The organism is Streptomyces sp. NPDC033131 (genome assembly GCF_055578365.1).
The window spans coordinates 275,748-290,879 of sequence record NZ_JBVIPA010000004.1 but is presented as its reverse complement, the minus strand read 5'-3'; the positions used below and the strand labels follow the sequence as shown (position 1 = coordinate 290,879).

Here is a 15,132-nt window from a genome sequence, read left to right as displayed (position 1 = left end):
CAAGCCGGTGGGCCCGGGAGGTGATCACCTCCCGGGCCCACTCTTGTGGCTCTATTCGGGCGAGCGCGCGAAGCGCGTGAGGTGGGTGGAGACGGGCTCGGGCAGTCCGTTGTTCTGTACGGGCGCCGCGGTCAGCACGTCGAGGTGCTGGTAGCCCTCGGCGATCACCGGGTGCAGGTCGGCCGGTGCGCGGCCCGCCAGCAGCCCGTCGCCCGCGAGCACGGTGAGCGTCGGGTTGGCGGTGAGCCCCTCGGGGTGGACGACGAGCCGCTTCACCTGGGGCGAGGTCGCGAGCTGGATGTCGGTGACCAGCTTGGTCGGGAAGTACTGCTCGGTGAAGTCCAGCGGCTGTTCGGCCATGCTGCGGGCGAGCTCCTGGATGTCGGTGACCTCCTTGGCGGCCGAGGTGAACGGTGTGCCGTCGGCGGACCGGTGTCCGGGATCGTCGGGGTCGCCGACACGGTCGTGATCACGCCATGTGTACAGCGGGCCGTTCGGCTGGTCGGGGATGGCCTTGTAGTCGGTGCCGAACAGGCCCGCCTGCTGGTCGCCGCCGTTGGCGACGGGGAAGTTCTTGTCGACGACCGGCCCGCCGTCGAAGAAGCCCACGCTGCTCTGCAGGAACGCGAGCGGTACGGAGTTGTCGTCCATCAGTGCCCCGAGCATCGCCGCGTTGGTGAGCCGGAAGTCCTCCACCGTGGGTGAGCCCTTGAGGAAGGTGGCGGTGTCCTCGGAGAACAGGAACCGGTTGGTGGTCTCGATGTTGACGTTCGACGGCAGGTAGCGGGGCAGGTCCGCCTCGCCGCCGGGGTCCCTGAGCGCACCCAGGCCGGCGATGGCGAGCACGGTCATGGTCTCGGGGTTGAGCAGCACCGGCGCCGACAGGGAGCGGGGCAGCACCCCGCTGTCCAGCCCGGCCTGCACAGCGCCGTAGCCGAGGCCGATGTCGGGCAGGTTGGTGTCGTCCGGGATGCTGCCGCTGAGGTCGGCCAGTGAGGTGGAGACGGTGGTGTCGAGGGCGAAGTAGCCGGCGCACTGGTTGAAGCCGGCATCCGCGGTGGTGGTGCGGTCGCCGTCGAAGTCGGCGGCCGCGAAGTAGCCGGTGATCACTCCGCCCAGGGAGTGGCCGCCGCACAGCACCTTGTGCCCCCGCAGTGACGGGTCGGGCAGTTCGGCGGCGAGCAGGTCGTACTGGTCGCGGACGGTCTGCTCGATGCCGAGCTTCGCCATCCAGCCGAGCCGGGCGTTGTCGACGTACCCGCCGAAGGTCCGCCCTTCGACCTGCTTGCCCCGGTAGTAGTAGTCGACGGCCGTGTGCTGGTCGCCGGAGGCGATGCCGGTGCGGTCCTCCAGGCAGTTGGAGCGGCGGTCCAGTGCCCAGAACTCGATGTGGCTGCCCTGCTCGGCGGCCCGGGCCACGGTGTTGCGGGCGACGCTGTCGAACGCCCCGGCCCCTTCCAGGATGCCCGGCTGGGCCACGAGGATCCGGTCGGCGTCGGCCGAGGCGGCCGGTCCGGCAAAGGAGCGGTAGCGCAGGTACGACAGCCAGTCGCACGCCGCCGGCCGGGCCCCCACGGACGCGGGCAGCGGCACCTTCACCCGCACCACCGACTCGGTCACCCCGGTGACCGGCGACGTCGACGCCACCGGCGTCTCGGTCCGCTCGGTGCGCGCCTGTGCGTCACTCGGGGTGGCGGCCGTGAGCACTCCCGCGATCAGCAGCACGGCCGCCGCGGCGCTCCGCCATGTTCTCTTTTCGCTGCGACTCAGGTTCATAGCCGGACGGTAGGACCGTGAGCACGGTGCGCTCAGGCGGTGCTCACGGGAACGCAGCGGCTTGCGTTTCCTTTGTCATCAGGTAACAGCGGTCAGCGGGACCCCCGGGTATGGAACGGGGGCCCCGCTGAGTGTTTTCGTCGTGTGCCGTTGCGTCAGTGCTTGAAGACGTCCTTCATCTTCTCCTTGGCCTGTCGGGCGTCGCCCTTCGACTGCCCGCCCCGGCCCTCGGCCTCCATCCGCTCATTGCCCGCGGTACGGCCGATCGCCTCCTTGGCCTTTCCCTTGGCCTGTTCCTTCTTCGCCCTGGCCTTCTGGTCTCCGGCCACGTTCCATCACTCCAAGCCGCGTTTGACTTGCGGGTAGGTTCTCGTGCCGGGTAGCCCTCACCGCTTCATCCAAACGCGGACCCGGATTCCGGCTGTCGCACGCGTCGGATCCGCCACACGTTGTCCTCACGGAATCCCTCGACTCCCTCGGGGGAGACGCATTCCCTGCGCATGGCGGACATGGTTTCCACGCTCCAGCTCTCCTTGGGCAGCGCGAGTGCGGAAAGAGTGCCCTCAAGCGTGGGGAATTCCATCTCGAAGGGTGCCTCACTCTGCCACGACGGCCATCCGCCGTGCATGACGATCAGGAGCGTGCCTCCCTCAGCGACCGCCGTGGCGGCCTGCCGCAGGATTCCCTCCCGGTCGAGGCGTACCGGGGACTGCAGGAACTGGGCGTTGACCAGATCGAAGGCGCCCTCGGGAAACGTCGTGCCCAGCTCGTGCCGTTCCCACGTCGTCCGGTCGGCCACCCCCGCCTCGGCGGCGTGCGAGGCGGCGCGTTCGAGGGCCGTGTGGGAGATGTCGATGCCGGTGACCTGCCAGCCGCGCGCCGCGAGCCACACCGCGTCGGCCCCCTCGCCGCAGCCGAGGTCCAGAGCGGTGCCCGGTGGGAGGTGGCTCGCCTCCTGTACGAGGAGCGGATTGGGGCGGCCGCTCCAGACTCGTTCGCTGTCCCGGTAGCGGGCTTCCCAGAACTCGGCGGGCTGGGTCGGAGCGATGTGCGGGTTCGGGTTCGGGTTCGGGTGCGTGTGCGTCATGGTGCCCAAGCCTGCGACGCGCCCGGACAACAGGCAAAGAGTGTTGCCGGTACGGCAAAACCTGGTTCCGCCGTGCCGGTTCGCTACTCCGACTCGGTACGGGCCACGGCCGTCCGCACGTCCGCCTCCACCCGTCGGCGCGCCCGGCCCTGCTCCTTCGCGAACTCCGCCACAGCGGAGCGGATGTCGCGGTCCAGATCACGCCAGGCCCGGAACGCGGTCTCGTAGGTGACGGTCTGCTTCTTGGACCACTTGTGCTCGGCGGGCGGCCCGTAGGCGCGGCTCAGGTCTTCGACCCGCTCGTGCGCCTGCTCCGCCGCGCGCTGCTTCTCCACGAGCTCTTCGAATGTGTGTCCCACTCAAGTGATCGTAGGCAGGATGCCGCCTTTCCGCGCGTCGAGCCGGGCGGAACCCGCGGGGCCCGCCCGGCCGTCCGTCCATCCGTCCATCCGTCTACACGGAACCGCGCCTGGTACGACGCAGCAGCACGAAGCCGCAGACGAGGAGCACCGCACCTGCCGCGGCCGGCCACAGCTGGCTGCCGGTCTCGGCCAGCGAGCCACCGGCCGTCTGGGTTTCGGTCTGAGCGCCGGCAGGGGACTGCGCGGCCGCTCCGATCGTCGGAGTGGCGGCGGCGGTGCCGTCCGTCCCGCTCTCGACCAGGTCGTTCGACCAGGCCTCGGGGAGGGCGGTGGCGCTCCGGGCGGGGGTGGGCGTGGCGACCTTGGGTTCGTCGTCGGCCGGCGCGGTGGGTGAGGCGTCGGGCTTCGCCTGGCCGTTCCCGCCCTGCTCGTCGTTCCCGCCGGCGGAGGGGGCGGGAGTCACCGTCGGCTGCTCCTGCGGCTCCCCGGACGGCTGCTCGGTCGGCTGCTCCTGCGGCTCTTCGGACGGCTGGTCGCTCGGCTCGTCCTGCGGGTCCTCGCCGTTGCCGGGGTCTTCTCCGTTGCCGGGGCCCTGGTCCGAGCCGGGACCGCACTGGCGCCCGTCGTTGATGCAGTCGACCACGTTCCGCATGAGGTCTTCGTCGAAGACGTTGATGAAGTCACCGTGGTCGGTGACCGGCTTGTGCAGCTGCTCGGGGAACGAGTCCACGGCGAACAGCGGGGTCGTACGGCCGCCGTCCTGAAGGCTCGGCGCGTCCACGTCGTACACGATGCGCTGCACGAGCTGCGGGATGGCCTGGAACCCGGCGGGACAGGCGCCGTCGGCCTGCGCGAACGCCACGTGGGTACGGTGGTTGGCGCTGTCGATGTTGCGTCCGTCCCAGCAGCTCTGGAACTTGAAGGTGCGGACCACGTCGCTGCCCTGCGGGCACAGCGGGTACTTGTCCTTCAGCTGCCGGTCCTCGAACCCGGTGCAGCTCCAGGACGCGTTGGCGTTGGCCGTTCCGTTGACGAACGCCTTGGCGTCGCCGGTGATGATGCGCAGGAGCCTCGGCATGGCCGTGACCTCGCCGCGCGGGCTGCCCACGAACGTGAGAGTGACCTGCCGGGGCGTGACGATCTCACCGGCGTTGCCCTCGATGCCGCCGCCCGGGGCGGCCGCGTCCTGCTCCTGCGTGCCGTTCTGCAGACGCAGGACGGGCCAGAAGTACGACGACTTGTCGCCCTGGTCCTCGCAGCTCGTGTCGCCGTTCGCGAGGTCTTCGTCACTGGCGAAGGCGTCGTTGGCCTGGTTGCCGACGTAGTCGTGGAAGTGGTGGGCTCCGTTGGAGACACCCGGGGCGACGATGACGTTGTCCGAGTTGAACAGGCCGTTCTCGTTCACGCCGCAGCTGGTGACGAAAGTGCCGCGCGAGGCGTCCGCCTCGGCGCCCGGGGCGGCCGGTGCGGGCTGGACGCTGGTGATGTCGGCGAAGTCGGCGGCGACGGGACCGTTGCCGGCCTGGCCGCCGTTGCCCTGCTGCTGGGCGCCGTCGCCCTGGTCCTGACCGTCGCCCTGCTGTTCCTCGCCCTGTTGCTGCTCCTCGCCGCCGCTCTGCTCGTCGGTCTGGTTGTCGCTCTCACGCAGCGTGCAGTCGGCCATGGCGTCGAGTCCCTGCGGACGCTCCCCCGTACGGTCGATGGCGGCGGCTATCCGCTCGATCGCCGCGGCCCGGTCCTCCTTGAGGGGGTCCATGATCCCGCTGTCCGGCTGCGCGTTCCGTGCCGGGTCCTGGAGTTGCCGGTAGGCCTCGGCCACCTGCTGGTCCAGGAAGGCGAGTTCCTTGTCGACGTCGGCCCGCGCCTCGTCGGGCACGGTGGTCAACCGGGCGCCGACGTCCGGGCAGGAGACCGTCGCCGCTCCCAGAACCCGGGCCCCGCCGTACCCCTGGCCGTCCGAGCCGCCGCCGTCGGTCGCCGAGGCGTACACGTTGACCGCCATCAGCCCACCACCGCCCAGCATCAGTGCCACGGCGGCAACGGTCGCACGTCGTGCGCCTGTTGGGCGTCTGCGCCTGTTGTGTCCCACGGAAGTAACTCCTGCGCGTGTCGTCCGTACGGGCATGGAAATCCCCCAGCCCTATACGCAGGCGAAGCCCCGGGTGTTCAAGCGCCCCGGAAATTCACAGAAATCTCTTACGCGGCGGTCATCAGCCCGCCGCGTTGTCGACGCGCAGCCGGACCTGTTCCTCCAGGCGGCGCAGGCTGCTGTCCAGGGCGTCGTGGACGGTCTGCCGGCCGGGGTCGTGGCTGTCGTCGAAGAACGACAGGTGCACGGTCACCTCGCTGGCACCGCTGTCGAGCCCGGCGACCTGGAGCCAGCCGGCGTAGCTGCCCTGGTCGCCCGTTCCCCACTCGAGCCGCAGCTGGTCGCGACGGGACTGGAGCAGCGCCCGGGTGTCATGGCCGGCGTGGTCCTCGTGCACGGTGACGGCGGGCGGGTCGTCGGCGTGCACGTGCAGGGCCTCGGGCAGCCAGGCGTCCAGCTGCTCGACCTGGGCGGCCTGGTCGAAGACGTGCTCCGGCTGGGCCGGCATCGTGCGGGAACGCTCGTACTCGGTCATCGGGACACCGTTTCTTCCTGCCTCGGATCCTGCTCGTACGACGGACCGCGTTCCCGGCCTGCCGGAGCTGAACCGGGCGCTCCGGAGTGGGACGGCCGGCATCGAATGAGCCCGCACCGGTCGGGAACCCGGGGAGCGCAGCGTGCACCCACCGCCGGCATCCACACCGCCGGCACCCACACCCCTGGAGAAGGACATGAGTCTTCTGCGTATGGCCGGCCGCCCGATGCTCGCTTCCATGTTCATCGCCGGCGGCCTGAACTCAGTGCGTGATCCCAAGTCGGTGGCCCCGGTGGCCGAGCCGGTCGTCCAGCCGCTCACCGAGCGCGTCGAGGCGCTGCCCGACCGCACCGAACAGGTCGTACGGCTCAGCGGTGCCGTGCAGGTGGCGGCGGGGGTTCTGCTCGGCATGGGCCGTGTCCCGCGGGTCGCGGCCCTGGCCATCGCCGGCACGCTCGTGCCCACGACGCTGGCCGGGCACCGCTTCTGGGAGGCCGAGGATCCCGCGGACCGCGCCCAGCAGCGCATCCACTTCCTGAAGAACCTTTCGATGCTCGGCGGGCTGCTCATCGCGGCGGACGACACCGCCGGGCATCCGTCGCTGTGGTGGCGCGGCCGCCACAGCGCTCACGACCTGCGCCGGGAGGCGCATCTGGTCCGCCGTTCGGTCCGTGCCACCGCCGGTCCGGCCGCGGCGGCCGGCCGTCTGCGGGCCAAGATGCCCGCCTGACCGGCCGCGGCCCTCGCCCCGCCGACCCGCGCTCCGACGGGAATCGTCGCGTCTGGATGCCGGTACTCCGGGTAGTCGGACGGGTCACGACTTGGCATGCGCCGTCCGGGACCTCTCGGGCGGCGCCGATCCGTCAGGGGGTTGGGAATGAGGCGCTTGGTGCACTGGCGCGGCCGTACCTCGCGGGAGGTGGCCGCGCGACGCGCACGCCACCTGCGCGCACAGCTCGGGGTGGCGGCGGACATCGCGATCGCCGCGCAGCGCAAGACGCTGGCGGCCCGACTGGAGGCCGTCGGTGCCGACGGGGCGGGCGAACGGCTGCTGCGAGGCCGGGTGAACGTCGACGACGTGCTGGAGTACGCCCGCCAGCACTTCGCTCTCACCTCGGCCACCCGCGAACAGGCCGCCGCCGTACTGCGCATACGGTACGAACTCCGGGGCGGGCACCGGGACCTGGACACCGACGCCTACTCCCGCGCCGCGGGGAACTCCGCGGCAGCCGCGGCCGGCGAAGAAGCCGGAGAACGGGCGGGGTGAGCCCCGCGCGACCATGTGCCGGGCGGGTCGTCGGCCGCGCCCGGCACACGGCCGGTCACCCGGTCACCGGGTCACGACGTGCCGCTCGTCCGGGACACAGTGGGTCATGGTCAGGCCCTCGACATCACGCGGCGGGTTCTTGCCGAGATTGGCCAGACGCTCCCGGTCCCCGTCGGTCAGGTCCTGGGAGGCCAGCGGCTGCAGACCCGAGACGTCGTCGGGGCTGATGCCCAGGGCGTCGCCGACCCGCAGACCGAGGTCGTTCTCCACCAGCAGGAAGTGCCAGACCATGCGTTCCTGCACCGGCCGGTCGCACTGGGCGAGGAGGTCGGTGAAGTTCTTGACCAGGTCCTCGCGTTCCCACTCCTCCAGCAGCAGGTAGCGCTGGCCGGCCTGCAGATAGTCGTTGGTGCGGGGGATGCGTTTGCGGGTGAGCCGCCCGGTGATCTCCGGTCCCTGCTCGTCGTGCGTGGGGTACTCGGCTTCGCGCAGACCGCCCCGGATCGAGGGTTCGTAGTTGACGTCGGCGTTCTCGCCGGCACCGTCGACGTGATACGTCATCGCGCCGTCGCGCTGGTTGGTGCGCACGTCGGCGTTCTTCGCGTGGTTCACCGGCAGCTGCAGGTAGTTGGGGCCGACGCGGTGGCGCTGGGTGTCGCTGTAGGAGAAGGTGCGGCCGACGAGCATCTTGTCGTCGGAGAAGTCCAGACCGTCGACGAGGACGCCGGTGCCGAACGAGATCTGCTCGTTCTCGGCGAAGAAGTTCTCCGGCATCCGGTCGAGCACCATCCTGCCGACCGGCTTGGGCGGGAACTCCTGCTCGGGCCAGGTCTTGGTGTCGTCCAGCGGGTCGAAGTCCAGCTCGGGGTGGTCGTGGTCGTCCATCATCTGGACGAGGAGCTCCCACTCCGGGAAGTCGCCGCGGCCCACGGCCTCGTACAGGTCCTTGGTGGCGTGGCCGAGTCCCTGCGCCTGGACGTTCGCGGCGTCCTCCTCGGTCATGCTGCGCACGCCCTGCTTGGGCATCCAGTGGTACTTGACCAGGACGGTCCGGCCCTCGTCGTTGACCCACTTGTAGGTGTTGACGCCGAAGCCCTGCATGTGGCGGTAGTCCGCCGGGATGCCACGCGGGCTGAACAGGTTGACCAGCATGTGCATGGACTCGGGCGTCTGCGACATGAAGTCGAAGATGCGCCGGGGCTGCTGCTCGAAGGTCACGGGGTCGGGTTTGAGGGCGTGGATGACGTCCGGGAACTTGATCGCGTCCCGGATGAAGAAGACGCCGAGGTTGTTGCCGACCAGGTCCCAGTTGCCGTCCTCCGTGTAGAACTTCACCGCGAAGCCGCGTGGATCGCGAGCGGCCTCGGAGGAGTCGCGGCCTCCGATGACGGTGGAGAAGCGGACGGCCAGGTCGGTCCGCTTGCCGCGTTCCTGGAAGAGTTTGGCCCGGGTGAAGCGGCTGATCGGCTCGTCGCCCCAGGCGCCGTAGGCCTCGAAGTAGCCGTACGCCGTCACGCCCCGGGCGTGGACGACCCGCTCCGGGATCCGCTCCCGGTCGAAGTGGCTGATCTTCTCCAGGAACTGGTAGTTCTCCAGGGTCGCCGGACCGCGCGCGCCGACCGTGCGCTGGTTCTGGTTGTCGTGGACGGGGTGGCCCTGTCGGTTGGTGAGCACCTTCCGGTCGTCGTCCGGACCGGGCCCCATGCTCGACACGTCGGTCATCTTCGTGGGCTCCTTCGACTCGTGGCTGCTGTGACGCGTGGACCGGGCCGCGGGGCAGCCGCCGACGACGGTCACAGCCGTGCAGACGGGCCGGGTACCCGGCCCGTCTGGTCCGTCACACCGGCCGGTGTTTCTTCTGCGGTGCGGTTGCCCGTGCACGCGGGTGCGCCACGTGTGCCGGTGAGCGGACCGGGCACTCGTGCGCCATGACCACTGACGACCGACGCTACGACGATCAGGACGAGGCGCCCCTGGCGGGCTATGCCACGCTGACCACGGCGTTCACCGCGGGTGCGGTGCTGTTCTCCGTGGCGGCACGGCGTCGTGGCGTGCAGCTGCCGGACCGTGTTCCGCCCTGGGACGTCGCGCTGCTCGGCACCGCGACGTTCAAGGCGTCCAGGCTGCTGTCCAAGGACCGGATCACCAGCTTCGTGCGGGCGCCGTTCACCCGCCGGGAAGAGGAGGGGGCGGGCGGTGAGGTGAACGACGCGCCCCGCGGGGGCGGTCTCCGCCGAGCCGTCGGAGAACTGGTGACCTGCCCGTTCTGCACCTCCGCATGGGTGGCCGGAGGCCTGGTCGCCGGCTACTCCGCCGCTCCGCGGGCCGCCCGTCTGGTCTGTGCGGGGCTGAGTGCCGTGACGGTGGCGGACTGGCTGCAGTACGCGTGGACCTGGACCGAGGAGAAGACCGAGGGCTGAGCGGGGCACCTCGTCAGATGCCGTGGCCCTGCGCCGCGAGCCAGCGGTGGACGGCTTCCTTGTCCGCGGGGGTGATCCGGACGGGGCCCTCCACGTGCGGGCCCTCGTCCTCGTGGAAACCCGTGTCGGTGACCCGGGCGGTGACCCAGTGGGCCAGATCCTGAGCGGACCGGTCCGACAGCGAGCCCCGATCCCAGCCCCGGCGGGCCTCGCGGGCCGCGGCGTCGTCGTGCCGCTCGGTCTCCTCCAGCCAGGCCGGCACCAGTCGCTCGACGATCCGGCGCTCCTCGGGCGAGGTCTGCCGGGGTGTGTCCTTGCTGTTCATGAAGGCCGGGTTCCCGCGAACGCGGAAGTGTGACGCGCGCACGTCGGCGGATGACGTTCGTGTCGACCCCGGCGCGCCGGGTACCCGGGCCTGAGCCGTCGACCAGGAAAGGGGGCAGCGATGACGCGGCATGCGGAGGACGACGCTGTGGATCAGCGAGCAGGCGTCGCGGAGCTGCGTCTGGCATCGGGAGATCCGCAGCTCGTACCGCAGAACGGGGCGCTCGGCGAGGACCTGCCCCTCGACCGCAATCAGGCGATCCTGCAGGCCGCCAAGCAGGTGGGCTCGATCCTGAAGCGGAAGGGGCACGCGTTCGCCCTCGCGGGCAGCGTCGCGGTGTACGCGCACGGAAGCGCTCAGAACCTGCAGCACGACGTCGACTTCTGCTTCCGTCCCGAGGACGCGGACGCCGTCGCCGAGACCCTGCGCGAAGCCGGGCTGCCGGTGTACGTGCCGCCGGAGGACTGGCTGCTGAAGTCCAGTTGCCTGGGACAGCAGGTCGACCTGATCTTCGAGCTGGCTCACCAGCCGGTCACCACGGAACTGCTGGAGCGGGCGCAGGAGTTGTCGGTCGACTCGGTCTTCATGCCGGTGCTGGCGCCGACCGACCTGGTGCACAGCCTGGTGGCCGCCTTCTCCGAGCACCACTGCGACTTCGGTGCGGTGCTCCCGATCGCGCGCACGCTGCGGGAAAGGGTGGACTGGGAGGCGGTGCGCCACGCCTGTGGGGACGATCCGATGCCCGACGCGTTCTTCTACTTCCTGGAGCGGCTGGAGGTCATCGGTCCGAGGCCGAAGGAGGAACGGCGATGAGCGAGACCGGCGCGGGGCAGGCCCACGGAGCCGGCCACGCCCCTGCCGCGGAGAACGTCGAGTACCGCGTCGCCCACCTGCGCGACCGGCTGGTCGCGGAGGAGCTCGGTGAGCTGGGCGTACGCATCGAGGTGCGGGCCGGATCGGTCGTGGTGACCGGTACGGTGCCCTCCGCGCAGTGCCGTGAGACGTTGCTGCGGACCGTCCACGAGGAGCTGGCCGGGATCGCCGTGCACACGGACGTCGTGGTGGCGGAGACCGCCTCCCCCGACCATGCGGAGGACCTGCCATGATCCGCGTCGCCGCCGTAGGGGACATCCACATGGGCCCCGAGAGCCAGGGCCTGCTGCGCCCCGCCTTCGACACCCTGGACGAGTGTGCCGACCTGCTGCTGCTGGCGGGCGACCTGACCCGGCACGGCACGCCCGAGGAGGCCCGGGTGGTGGCCCAGGAGGTACGGGGGCTGCCGGTGCCGGTGGTCGCGGTGCTCGGCAACCACGACCATCACGACGAGCAGCCCGAGAAGGTCACCGCCATCCTCCAGGAGGCGGACGTCACGGTCCTGGAGGGCAGGGGCACGGTCGTCGAGTGCGGCGGCTCGCGCGTCGGTGTCGCCGGTACGAAGGGCTTCGGCGGCGGGTTCGTCGGGCGCAGCGCCGGCGAGTTCGGCGAGCCGCTGATGAAGGAGTTCGTGCGCTACACGCGGCGCTGCGCGGACTCGTTGCACACCGCGCTCAAGGAGCTGGAGGAAGAGGGCTGCGAGCTGCGGGTGGCGCTGACCCACTTCTCCCCCGTCGCCGACACCCTCGCCGGCGAGCCGCCCGAGATCTACCCGTTCCTCGGCAGCTACCTGCTGGCGGAGGCGATCGACACGGCCGGTGCAGACCTCTCCGTCCACGGCCACGCCCACGCGGGCACCGAGCACGGGATGACGGCCGGTGGCGTGCGGGTGCGGAACGTGGCCCAGCCGGTGATCCGGCGGGCGTTCAACGTGTACCAGCTGCACTCCGGCTGACGGTTTCCGCACTCACGGCGCGGCGGCCGTGTGGTCCTGCCACGCCTGGTCTCGCACCTCCGGGCGGAGCAGCACCTCGACCGCCGTGCACGCCAGTGCCTCCGCCGACGCCAGCATCGCCGCCCGGCCGCGTTCGGACGCCGCGGCGGCGGCGAACTCGGCGGTGTGGTCGGAGCCGTCCGGATCCATGATCGCCACGAAGGGATGGATGGCGGGGACGCGCCCGCTGACGTTGCCGATGTCCGAGGAGCCCAGATACACGCCCGGCTCGGGGGCCGTGATGCCGATGCCCGTGCCGGCCAGGTGCCGGGCGAACCGTGCGGAGATCACCCCGCTGTCACGGAAGTGCTCGTAGCGCGGTGTGGCGCGTTCGACGGTGACCGTCGTTCCCGTCGCCCGGGCCACGCCCTGCGCGCAGGTCAGGAGCTCTCCCGCGAGGTCCTCCAGGGCGGCGGTCGTCGCGGCGCGCAGCCCGAACAGGCCCTCCGCGTACTCGGGGACGATGTTCGTCGCCCGGCCGCCGTGGGTGACGATGCCCTGGACGTGGGAGCCCTCGGGCAGCCGCCGCCCGACCACGGCGAGGGTGTTGAACAGCTGGATCAGCGCGGCGAGCGCGTCGATGCCCTCGGTGGGGTTGCCGGTGGGGTGTGCGGCGCGGCCGTGGAAGGCGACCCGGTACTGGGCCTGCGCGGTCAGTGGCGCCCACCGCCAGTTGTACACGCCGGGATGGAACATCAGTGCGGCGTCGACGTCGTCGAACAGCCCTGCCTCGACCTCGGTGACCTTGCCGCCGCCGCCCTCCTCGGCGGGCGTGCCCACGGCCAGGACGGTTCCCGCGTCGGTGGGCAGAACGGCCCGCGCCGCGAGCGCGGCACCCAGGCCGGCCGCGGCGATCAGGTTGTGGCCGCACGCGTGCCCGAGGCCGGGCAGGGCGTCGTACTCCAGGAGGAGGGCCACCGCGGGCCGGGGCCGTGCGCCCCACCGGGCGGAGAAGGCGGTGGGGAGTCCGGCGACGCCTCTCTCGACGGTGAAGCCCTCCCACGCGAGTTCGCCGCAGAGCAGTGCCGCCGCCCGGTGCTCCTCGAAGGCGTACTCGGGCTCGGTGTGCAGGGTGAGCGCGATGTCCCACAGCCGCTCGGCCCTCGCGGCCACTTCCCCGCGTACTCGCGCGAGCACCTCGTCCAGAGCGTCGGTCACGTCGGCCTCCCGGGGGCGTCACAGGCGTGTGTCCCGGTGCGGGTTCCTTCGATGTGCCCCGCCCACACCCGTCCGGCGCGGCTTTGGCCGGGCGTAGGGCGGGCCGCGTGGGGCACTCGGGGGCGTTGGCGGGTCCGCCCCGGGGCCGCCACCCCCCTGGCTGGAGGTGGAGAGCATGGGACACGGAGGAAACGTCATCGACGAGCTGATGGCCGATCACCGGGAGGTCGAGGACTTCTTCGGCCGCATCGAGGCCCTGCCGTCCGGTGACAAGGACCGCAAGGTGTACGCCGAGCAGGCCACGATGGAGCTGGTGAGGCACTCGGTGGCCGAGGAGGAGTACCTGTATCCGGCCGTGCGCGAGCATCTGGTGAACGGGAACGCCCTGGCGGACCGGGAGATCGAGGACCATGCGAAGGCCGAGCAGATCATGAAGGATCTGGAGGGCTGCGAGGCGGAGGATCCCGAGTTCGACCGGCTCGTCGGCATGCTGATGAGCGAGATCCGCTCCCACATCGCCGACGAGGAGGAGAACCTCTTCCCGCAGCTGCGGGTGGCGTGCCCGCCGGAGGCACTCGACACCCTGGGCGACAAGGTCCGCACGGCCAAGAAGATGGCGCCGACCCGGCCGCACCCGTCCGCCCCGGACACGCCTCCGGCCAACAAGCTGCTGGCACCGGGTGCCGGACTGGTCGACCGGATGCGGGACGTGCTGACCGGGCGCGGCAAGCACGACTGACCGGTCGGCGGCCTCAGGCGATGAGTGCCTGTCCCGGTTCGAGGCGTTCCACGAGCTGGGAGTGATGGAGTTCGGCCACGGGGGCCAGCAGGTCGGGGTGACGCAGGAGGACCGCCGCTCGGCGGTCCTCCTCGTCGGGGGCGAGCAGGCGGCGGAACTCGGCCGGCACCCCGTTCGTGTGGCTGCCCCCCGCGAGTGCGGCCACGGCCCTGACGGCCAGTTCCGGATCGGTGAGCAGGCAGGCCGCCCAGCTCGCGACGACCTCGTCGACCCAGCTGCGCCAGGCGGCCTCGTCGGCGTCCCGGGCGCCGGCCCCGTCCGCGCCCGTGACCCAGTCGAGCCGGGCCGAACCACCGGGTCCGGCCATGCCGACCAGTGCGGCGTCCATCAGGGTCGGATATCTCAGCCAGGCCGCCACGGTCACGGCCTGGCGCGCCTGCACCTCGCACAGGGCGGAGGCCAGCGCGCCGCCGCCCGAGGGATAGGCGCAGGTCAGCCACTGGGCGGTCGCCGCTATGACCGGGGAGAGATCTGCTTGCACTGCCGGGCCGCCCGATGCTGGTGATGAGAGGGGGGGACTGCGCGAAACGGTAGCCCGCCGGTCCCGCCGTACGACATGGCCCGGGCCTCCCCGGTGACGTGGCTTCGGCCACATCGGCCGGGGAGGCCCGGGCTCTGTCGGGAACGGGCGCGGACGCGGTCGGGGCGCGGTGCGGGACCCGCCCGGCGCGGTGAGCACGGCGGTGCAGGCGGCCTTCTGACGTGCGAAAGAGTGCAACCTTTCAGCCAGGTCGGATGTCTCACCCATTACCACTCACATCAACGTCTCGAGGGACATCATGAGACGAAGCAGAACAGCCTGGGCCGCAGCGGTACTCATGGGCGCGGCACTGACGGCGAGCACGATGCCGGCGGACGCCGCCCCGGCGGCCACGACATGCCCCACCGGCTGGGGCAGCCTGGCCAAGTCCCGCGCCGCCGGCACGACGGCGCCGGTGAAGAACATCAGGACCGGAAGCCACCCCTGCTACGACCGGATGGTCATCGACGTCCCCGGCGGCGCCGGGGGCCTCGGCTACTGGGTGCGCTACGTCGACCGCCTCCGTCAGGACGGGTCGGGCCGTCCCGTCCCCGTCGCGGGCGGGGCCGTCCTCGAGGTACGGGTGGCAGCACCCGCCTACGACCCCGCGACCGGGGCACCCACGTATCCCGGACGGGTGGCCCGCCCGCTGCCCGGCGTGAACCTCACGGGCTACCGCACCTTCCGGGACACCCGGTTCGCGGGCAGCTTCGAGGGCGAGACGCAGATCGGGCTGGGAGTGCGCACCCGGCTGCCGTTCCGGGTACAGCACCTCGCCGACCGGGTCGTGGTGGACGTCGCCCACAACTGGACCGGCAACCGCTGACCCGCCCGCTCCCCCGGAGAGCACGAGCTCACCACCGCCTGCCCAGGTGCGGTCCGGGCCGGTCATGGCGCATTCTTGCAGTGTCGCCCGCGTGACTGGCG

General features: G+C 71.4%; 18 protein-coding genes. 8 read left to right on the top strand and 10 right to left on the bottom strand.

What is annotated here, in order from left to right; genetic code table 11:
- Positions 1 to 51 precede the first annotated feature (51 nt).
- The 6 genes from ACZ5XS_RS08605 to ACZ5XS_RS08580 form a co-directional block, all read right to left on the bottom strand.
- Entirely contained in the window at positions 52 to 1,776 is a 1,725-nt protein-coding gene (locus tag ACZ5XS_RS08605) for a hypothetical protein (protein ID WP_468649070.1), read from the bottom strand.
- Positions 1,777 to 1,931: 155 nt separating this feature from the next.
- Positions 1,932 to 2,105, bottom strand: coding sequence for a CsbD family protein (locus ACZ5XS_RS08600; protein ID WP_217237978.1), 174 nt, complete (start codon positions 2,103 to 2,105; stop codon positions 1,932 to 1,934).
- Between the two features lie 65 nt (positions 2,106 to 2,170).
- Entirely contained in the window at positions 2,171 to 2,863 is a 693-nt protein-coding gene (locus ACZ5XS_RS08595; protein WP_468649068.1) for a class I SAM-dependent methyltransferase, read from the bottom strand.
- A gap of 83 nt (positions 2,864 to 2,946) precedes the next feature.
- Complete coding sequence (locus tag ACZ5XS_RS08590) at positions 2,947 to 3,222, bottom strand: hypothetical protein (RefSeq protein ID WP_468649066.1); 276 nt, start codon at positions 3,220 to 3,222, stop codon at positions 2,947 to 2,949.
- Positions 3,223 to 3,316: 94 nt separating this feature from the next.
- Positions 3,317 to 5,248 (bottom strand): DUF1996 domain-containing protein, encoded by a 1,932-nt coding sequence (locus tag ACZ5XS_RS08585; RefSeq protein WP_468649154.1) that lies wholly within the window; start codon positions 5,246 to 5,248, stop codon positions 3,317 to 3,319.
- Positions 5,249 to 5,435: 187 nt separating this feature from the next.
- Positions 5,436 to 5,849, bottom strand: a complete 414-nt coding sequence (locus tag ACZ5XS_RS08580) for an SRPBCC family protein (protein WP_468649064.1) — start codon at positions 5,847 to 5,849, stop codon at positions 5,436 to 5,438.
- Between the two features lie 196 nt (positions 5,850 to 6,045).
- Between ACZ5XS_RS08580 and ACZ5XS_RS08575 the strand changes: the two genes are divergently transcribed.
- Positions 6,046 to 6,579, top strand: a complete 534-nt coding sequence (locus ACZ5XS_RS08575) for a DoxX family protein (RefSeq protein WP_468649062.1) — start codon at positions 6,046 to 6,048, stop codon at positions 6,577 to 6,579.
- A 147-nt stretch (positions 6,580 to 6,726) separates the two neighbouring features.
- On the top strand, positions 6,727 to 7,116 hold the full coding sequence (locus tag ACZ5XS_RS08570; RefSeq protein ID WP_468649060.1) for a hypothetical protein: 390 nt from the start codon (positions 6,727 to 6,729) through the stop codon (positions 7,114 to 7,116).
- A gap of 63 nt (positions 7,117 to 7,179) precedes the next feature.
- On the opposite strand, the gene ACZ5XS_RS08565 is transcribed toward ACZ5XS_RS08570, so the two are convergent.
- Complete coding sequence (locus ACZ5XS_RS08565) at positions 7,180 to 8,838, bottom strand: catalase (protein WP_468649058.1); 1,659 nt, start codon at positions 8,836 to 8,838, stop codon at positions 7,180 to 7,182.
- A gap of 206 nt (positions 8,839 to 9,044) precedes the next feature.
- Between ACZ5XS_RS08565 and ACZ5XS_RS08560 the strand changes: the two genes are divergently transcribed.
- Entirely contained in the window at positions 9,045 to 9,536 is a 492-nt protein-coding gene (locus ACZ5XS_RS08560; RefSeq protein ID WP_468649056.1) for a DUF1360 domain-containing protein, read from the top strand.
- Between the two features lie 13 nt (positions 9,537 to 9,549).
- On the opposite strand, the gene ACZ5XS_RS08555 is transcribed toward ACZ5XS_RS08560, so the two are convergent.
- On the bottom strand, positions 9,550 to 9,861 hold the full coding sequence (locus tag ACZ5XS_RS08555; protein WP_468649054.1) for a hypothetical protein: 312 nt from the start codon (positions 9,859 to 9,861) through the stop codon (positions 9,550 to 9,552).
- 120 nt (positions 9,862 to 9,981) lie between these two features.
- Between ACZ5XS_RS08555 and ACZ5XS_RS08550 the strand changes: the two genes are divergently transcribed.
- From ACZ5XS_RS08550 to ACZ5XS_RS08540, 3 genes are read left to right on the top strand one after another with little or no spacing between them, the layout of a single operon-like run.
- Positions 9,982 to 10,674: a nucleotidyltransferase family protein gene (locus ACZ5XS_RS08550; RefSeq protein ID WP_468649052.1), complete on the top strand. Its 693-nt coding sequence runs from the start codon at positions 9,982 to 9,984 to the stop codon at positions 10,672 to 10,674.
- The gene (locus tag ACZ5XS_RS08545) at positions 10,671 to 10,967 is read left to right on the top strand and encodes a BON domain-containing protein (RefSeq protein WP_468649050.1); all 297 of its coding nucleotides are present in this window, start codon (positions 10,671 to 10,673) and stop codon (positions 10,965 to 10,967) included. Before ACZ5XS_RS08550 ends, ACZ5XS_RS08545 begins: the two co-directional genes overlap by 4 nt.
- Positions 10,964 to 11,689, top strand: a complete 726-nt coding sequence (locus ACZ5XS_RS08540) for a metallophosphoesterase family protein (protein WP_468649048.1) — start codon at positions 10,964 to 10,966, stop codon at positions 11,687 to 11,689. The genes ACZ5XS_RS08545 and ACZ5XS_RS08540 overlap by 4 nt, the downstream gene beginning before the upstream one ends.
- Positions 11,690 to 11,701: 12 nt before the next feature.
- Here the strand turns inward: ACZ5XS_RS08540 and ACZ5XS_RS08535 are convergent, their stop codons facing one another.
- Positions 11,702 to 12,886: an amidohydrolase gene (locus ACZ5XS_RS08535; RefSeq protein ID WP_468649046.1), complete on the bottom strand. Its 1,185-nt coding sequence runs from the start codon at positions 12,884 to 12,886 to the stop codon at positions 11,702 to 11,704.
- A 175-nt stretch (positions 12,887 to 13,061) separates the two neighbouring features.
- Here ACZ5XS_RS08535 and ACZ5XS_RS08530 point away from each other — a divergent pair, with 175 nt between their 5' ends.
- The gene (locus ACZ5XS_RS08530; RefSeq protein WP_468649044.1) at positions 13,062 to 13,625 is read left to right on the top strand and encodes a hemerythrin domain-containing protein; all 564 of its coding nucleotides are present in this window, start codon (positions 13,062 to 13,064) and stop codon (positions 13,623 to 13,625) included.
- Positions 13,626 to 13,638: 13 nt separating this feature from the next.
- On the opposite strand, the gene ACZ5XS_RS08525 is transcribed toward ACZ5XS_RS08530, so the two are convergent.
- Positions 13,639 to 14,166, bottom strand: a complete 528-nt coding sequence (locus ACZ5XS_RS08525) for a hypothetical protein (RefSeq protein WP_468649042.1) — start codon at positions 14,164 to 14,166, stop codon at positions 13,639 to 13,641.
- Positions 14,167 to 14,464: 298 nt separating this feature from the next.
- On the opposite strand from ACZ5XS_RS08525, the gene ACZ5XS_RS08520 reads away from it, so the two are divergent.
- Positions 14,465 to 15,031, top strand: coding sequence for an AMIN-like domain-containing (lipo)protein (locus ACZ5XS_RS08520; protein ID WP_468649040.1), 567 nt, complete (start codon positions 14,465 to 14,467; stop codon positions 15,029 to 15,031).
- Positions 15,032 to 15,132 lie beyond the last annotated feature (101 nt).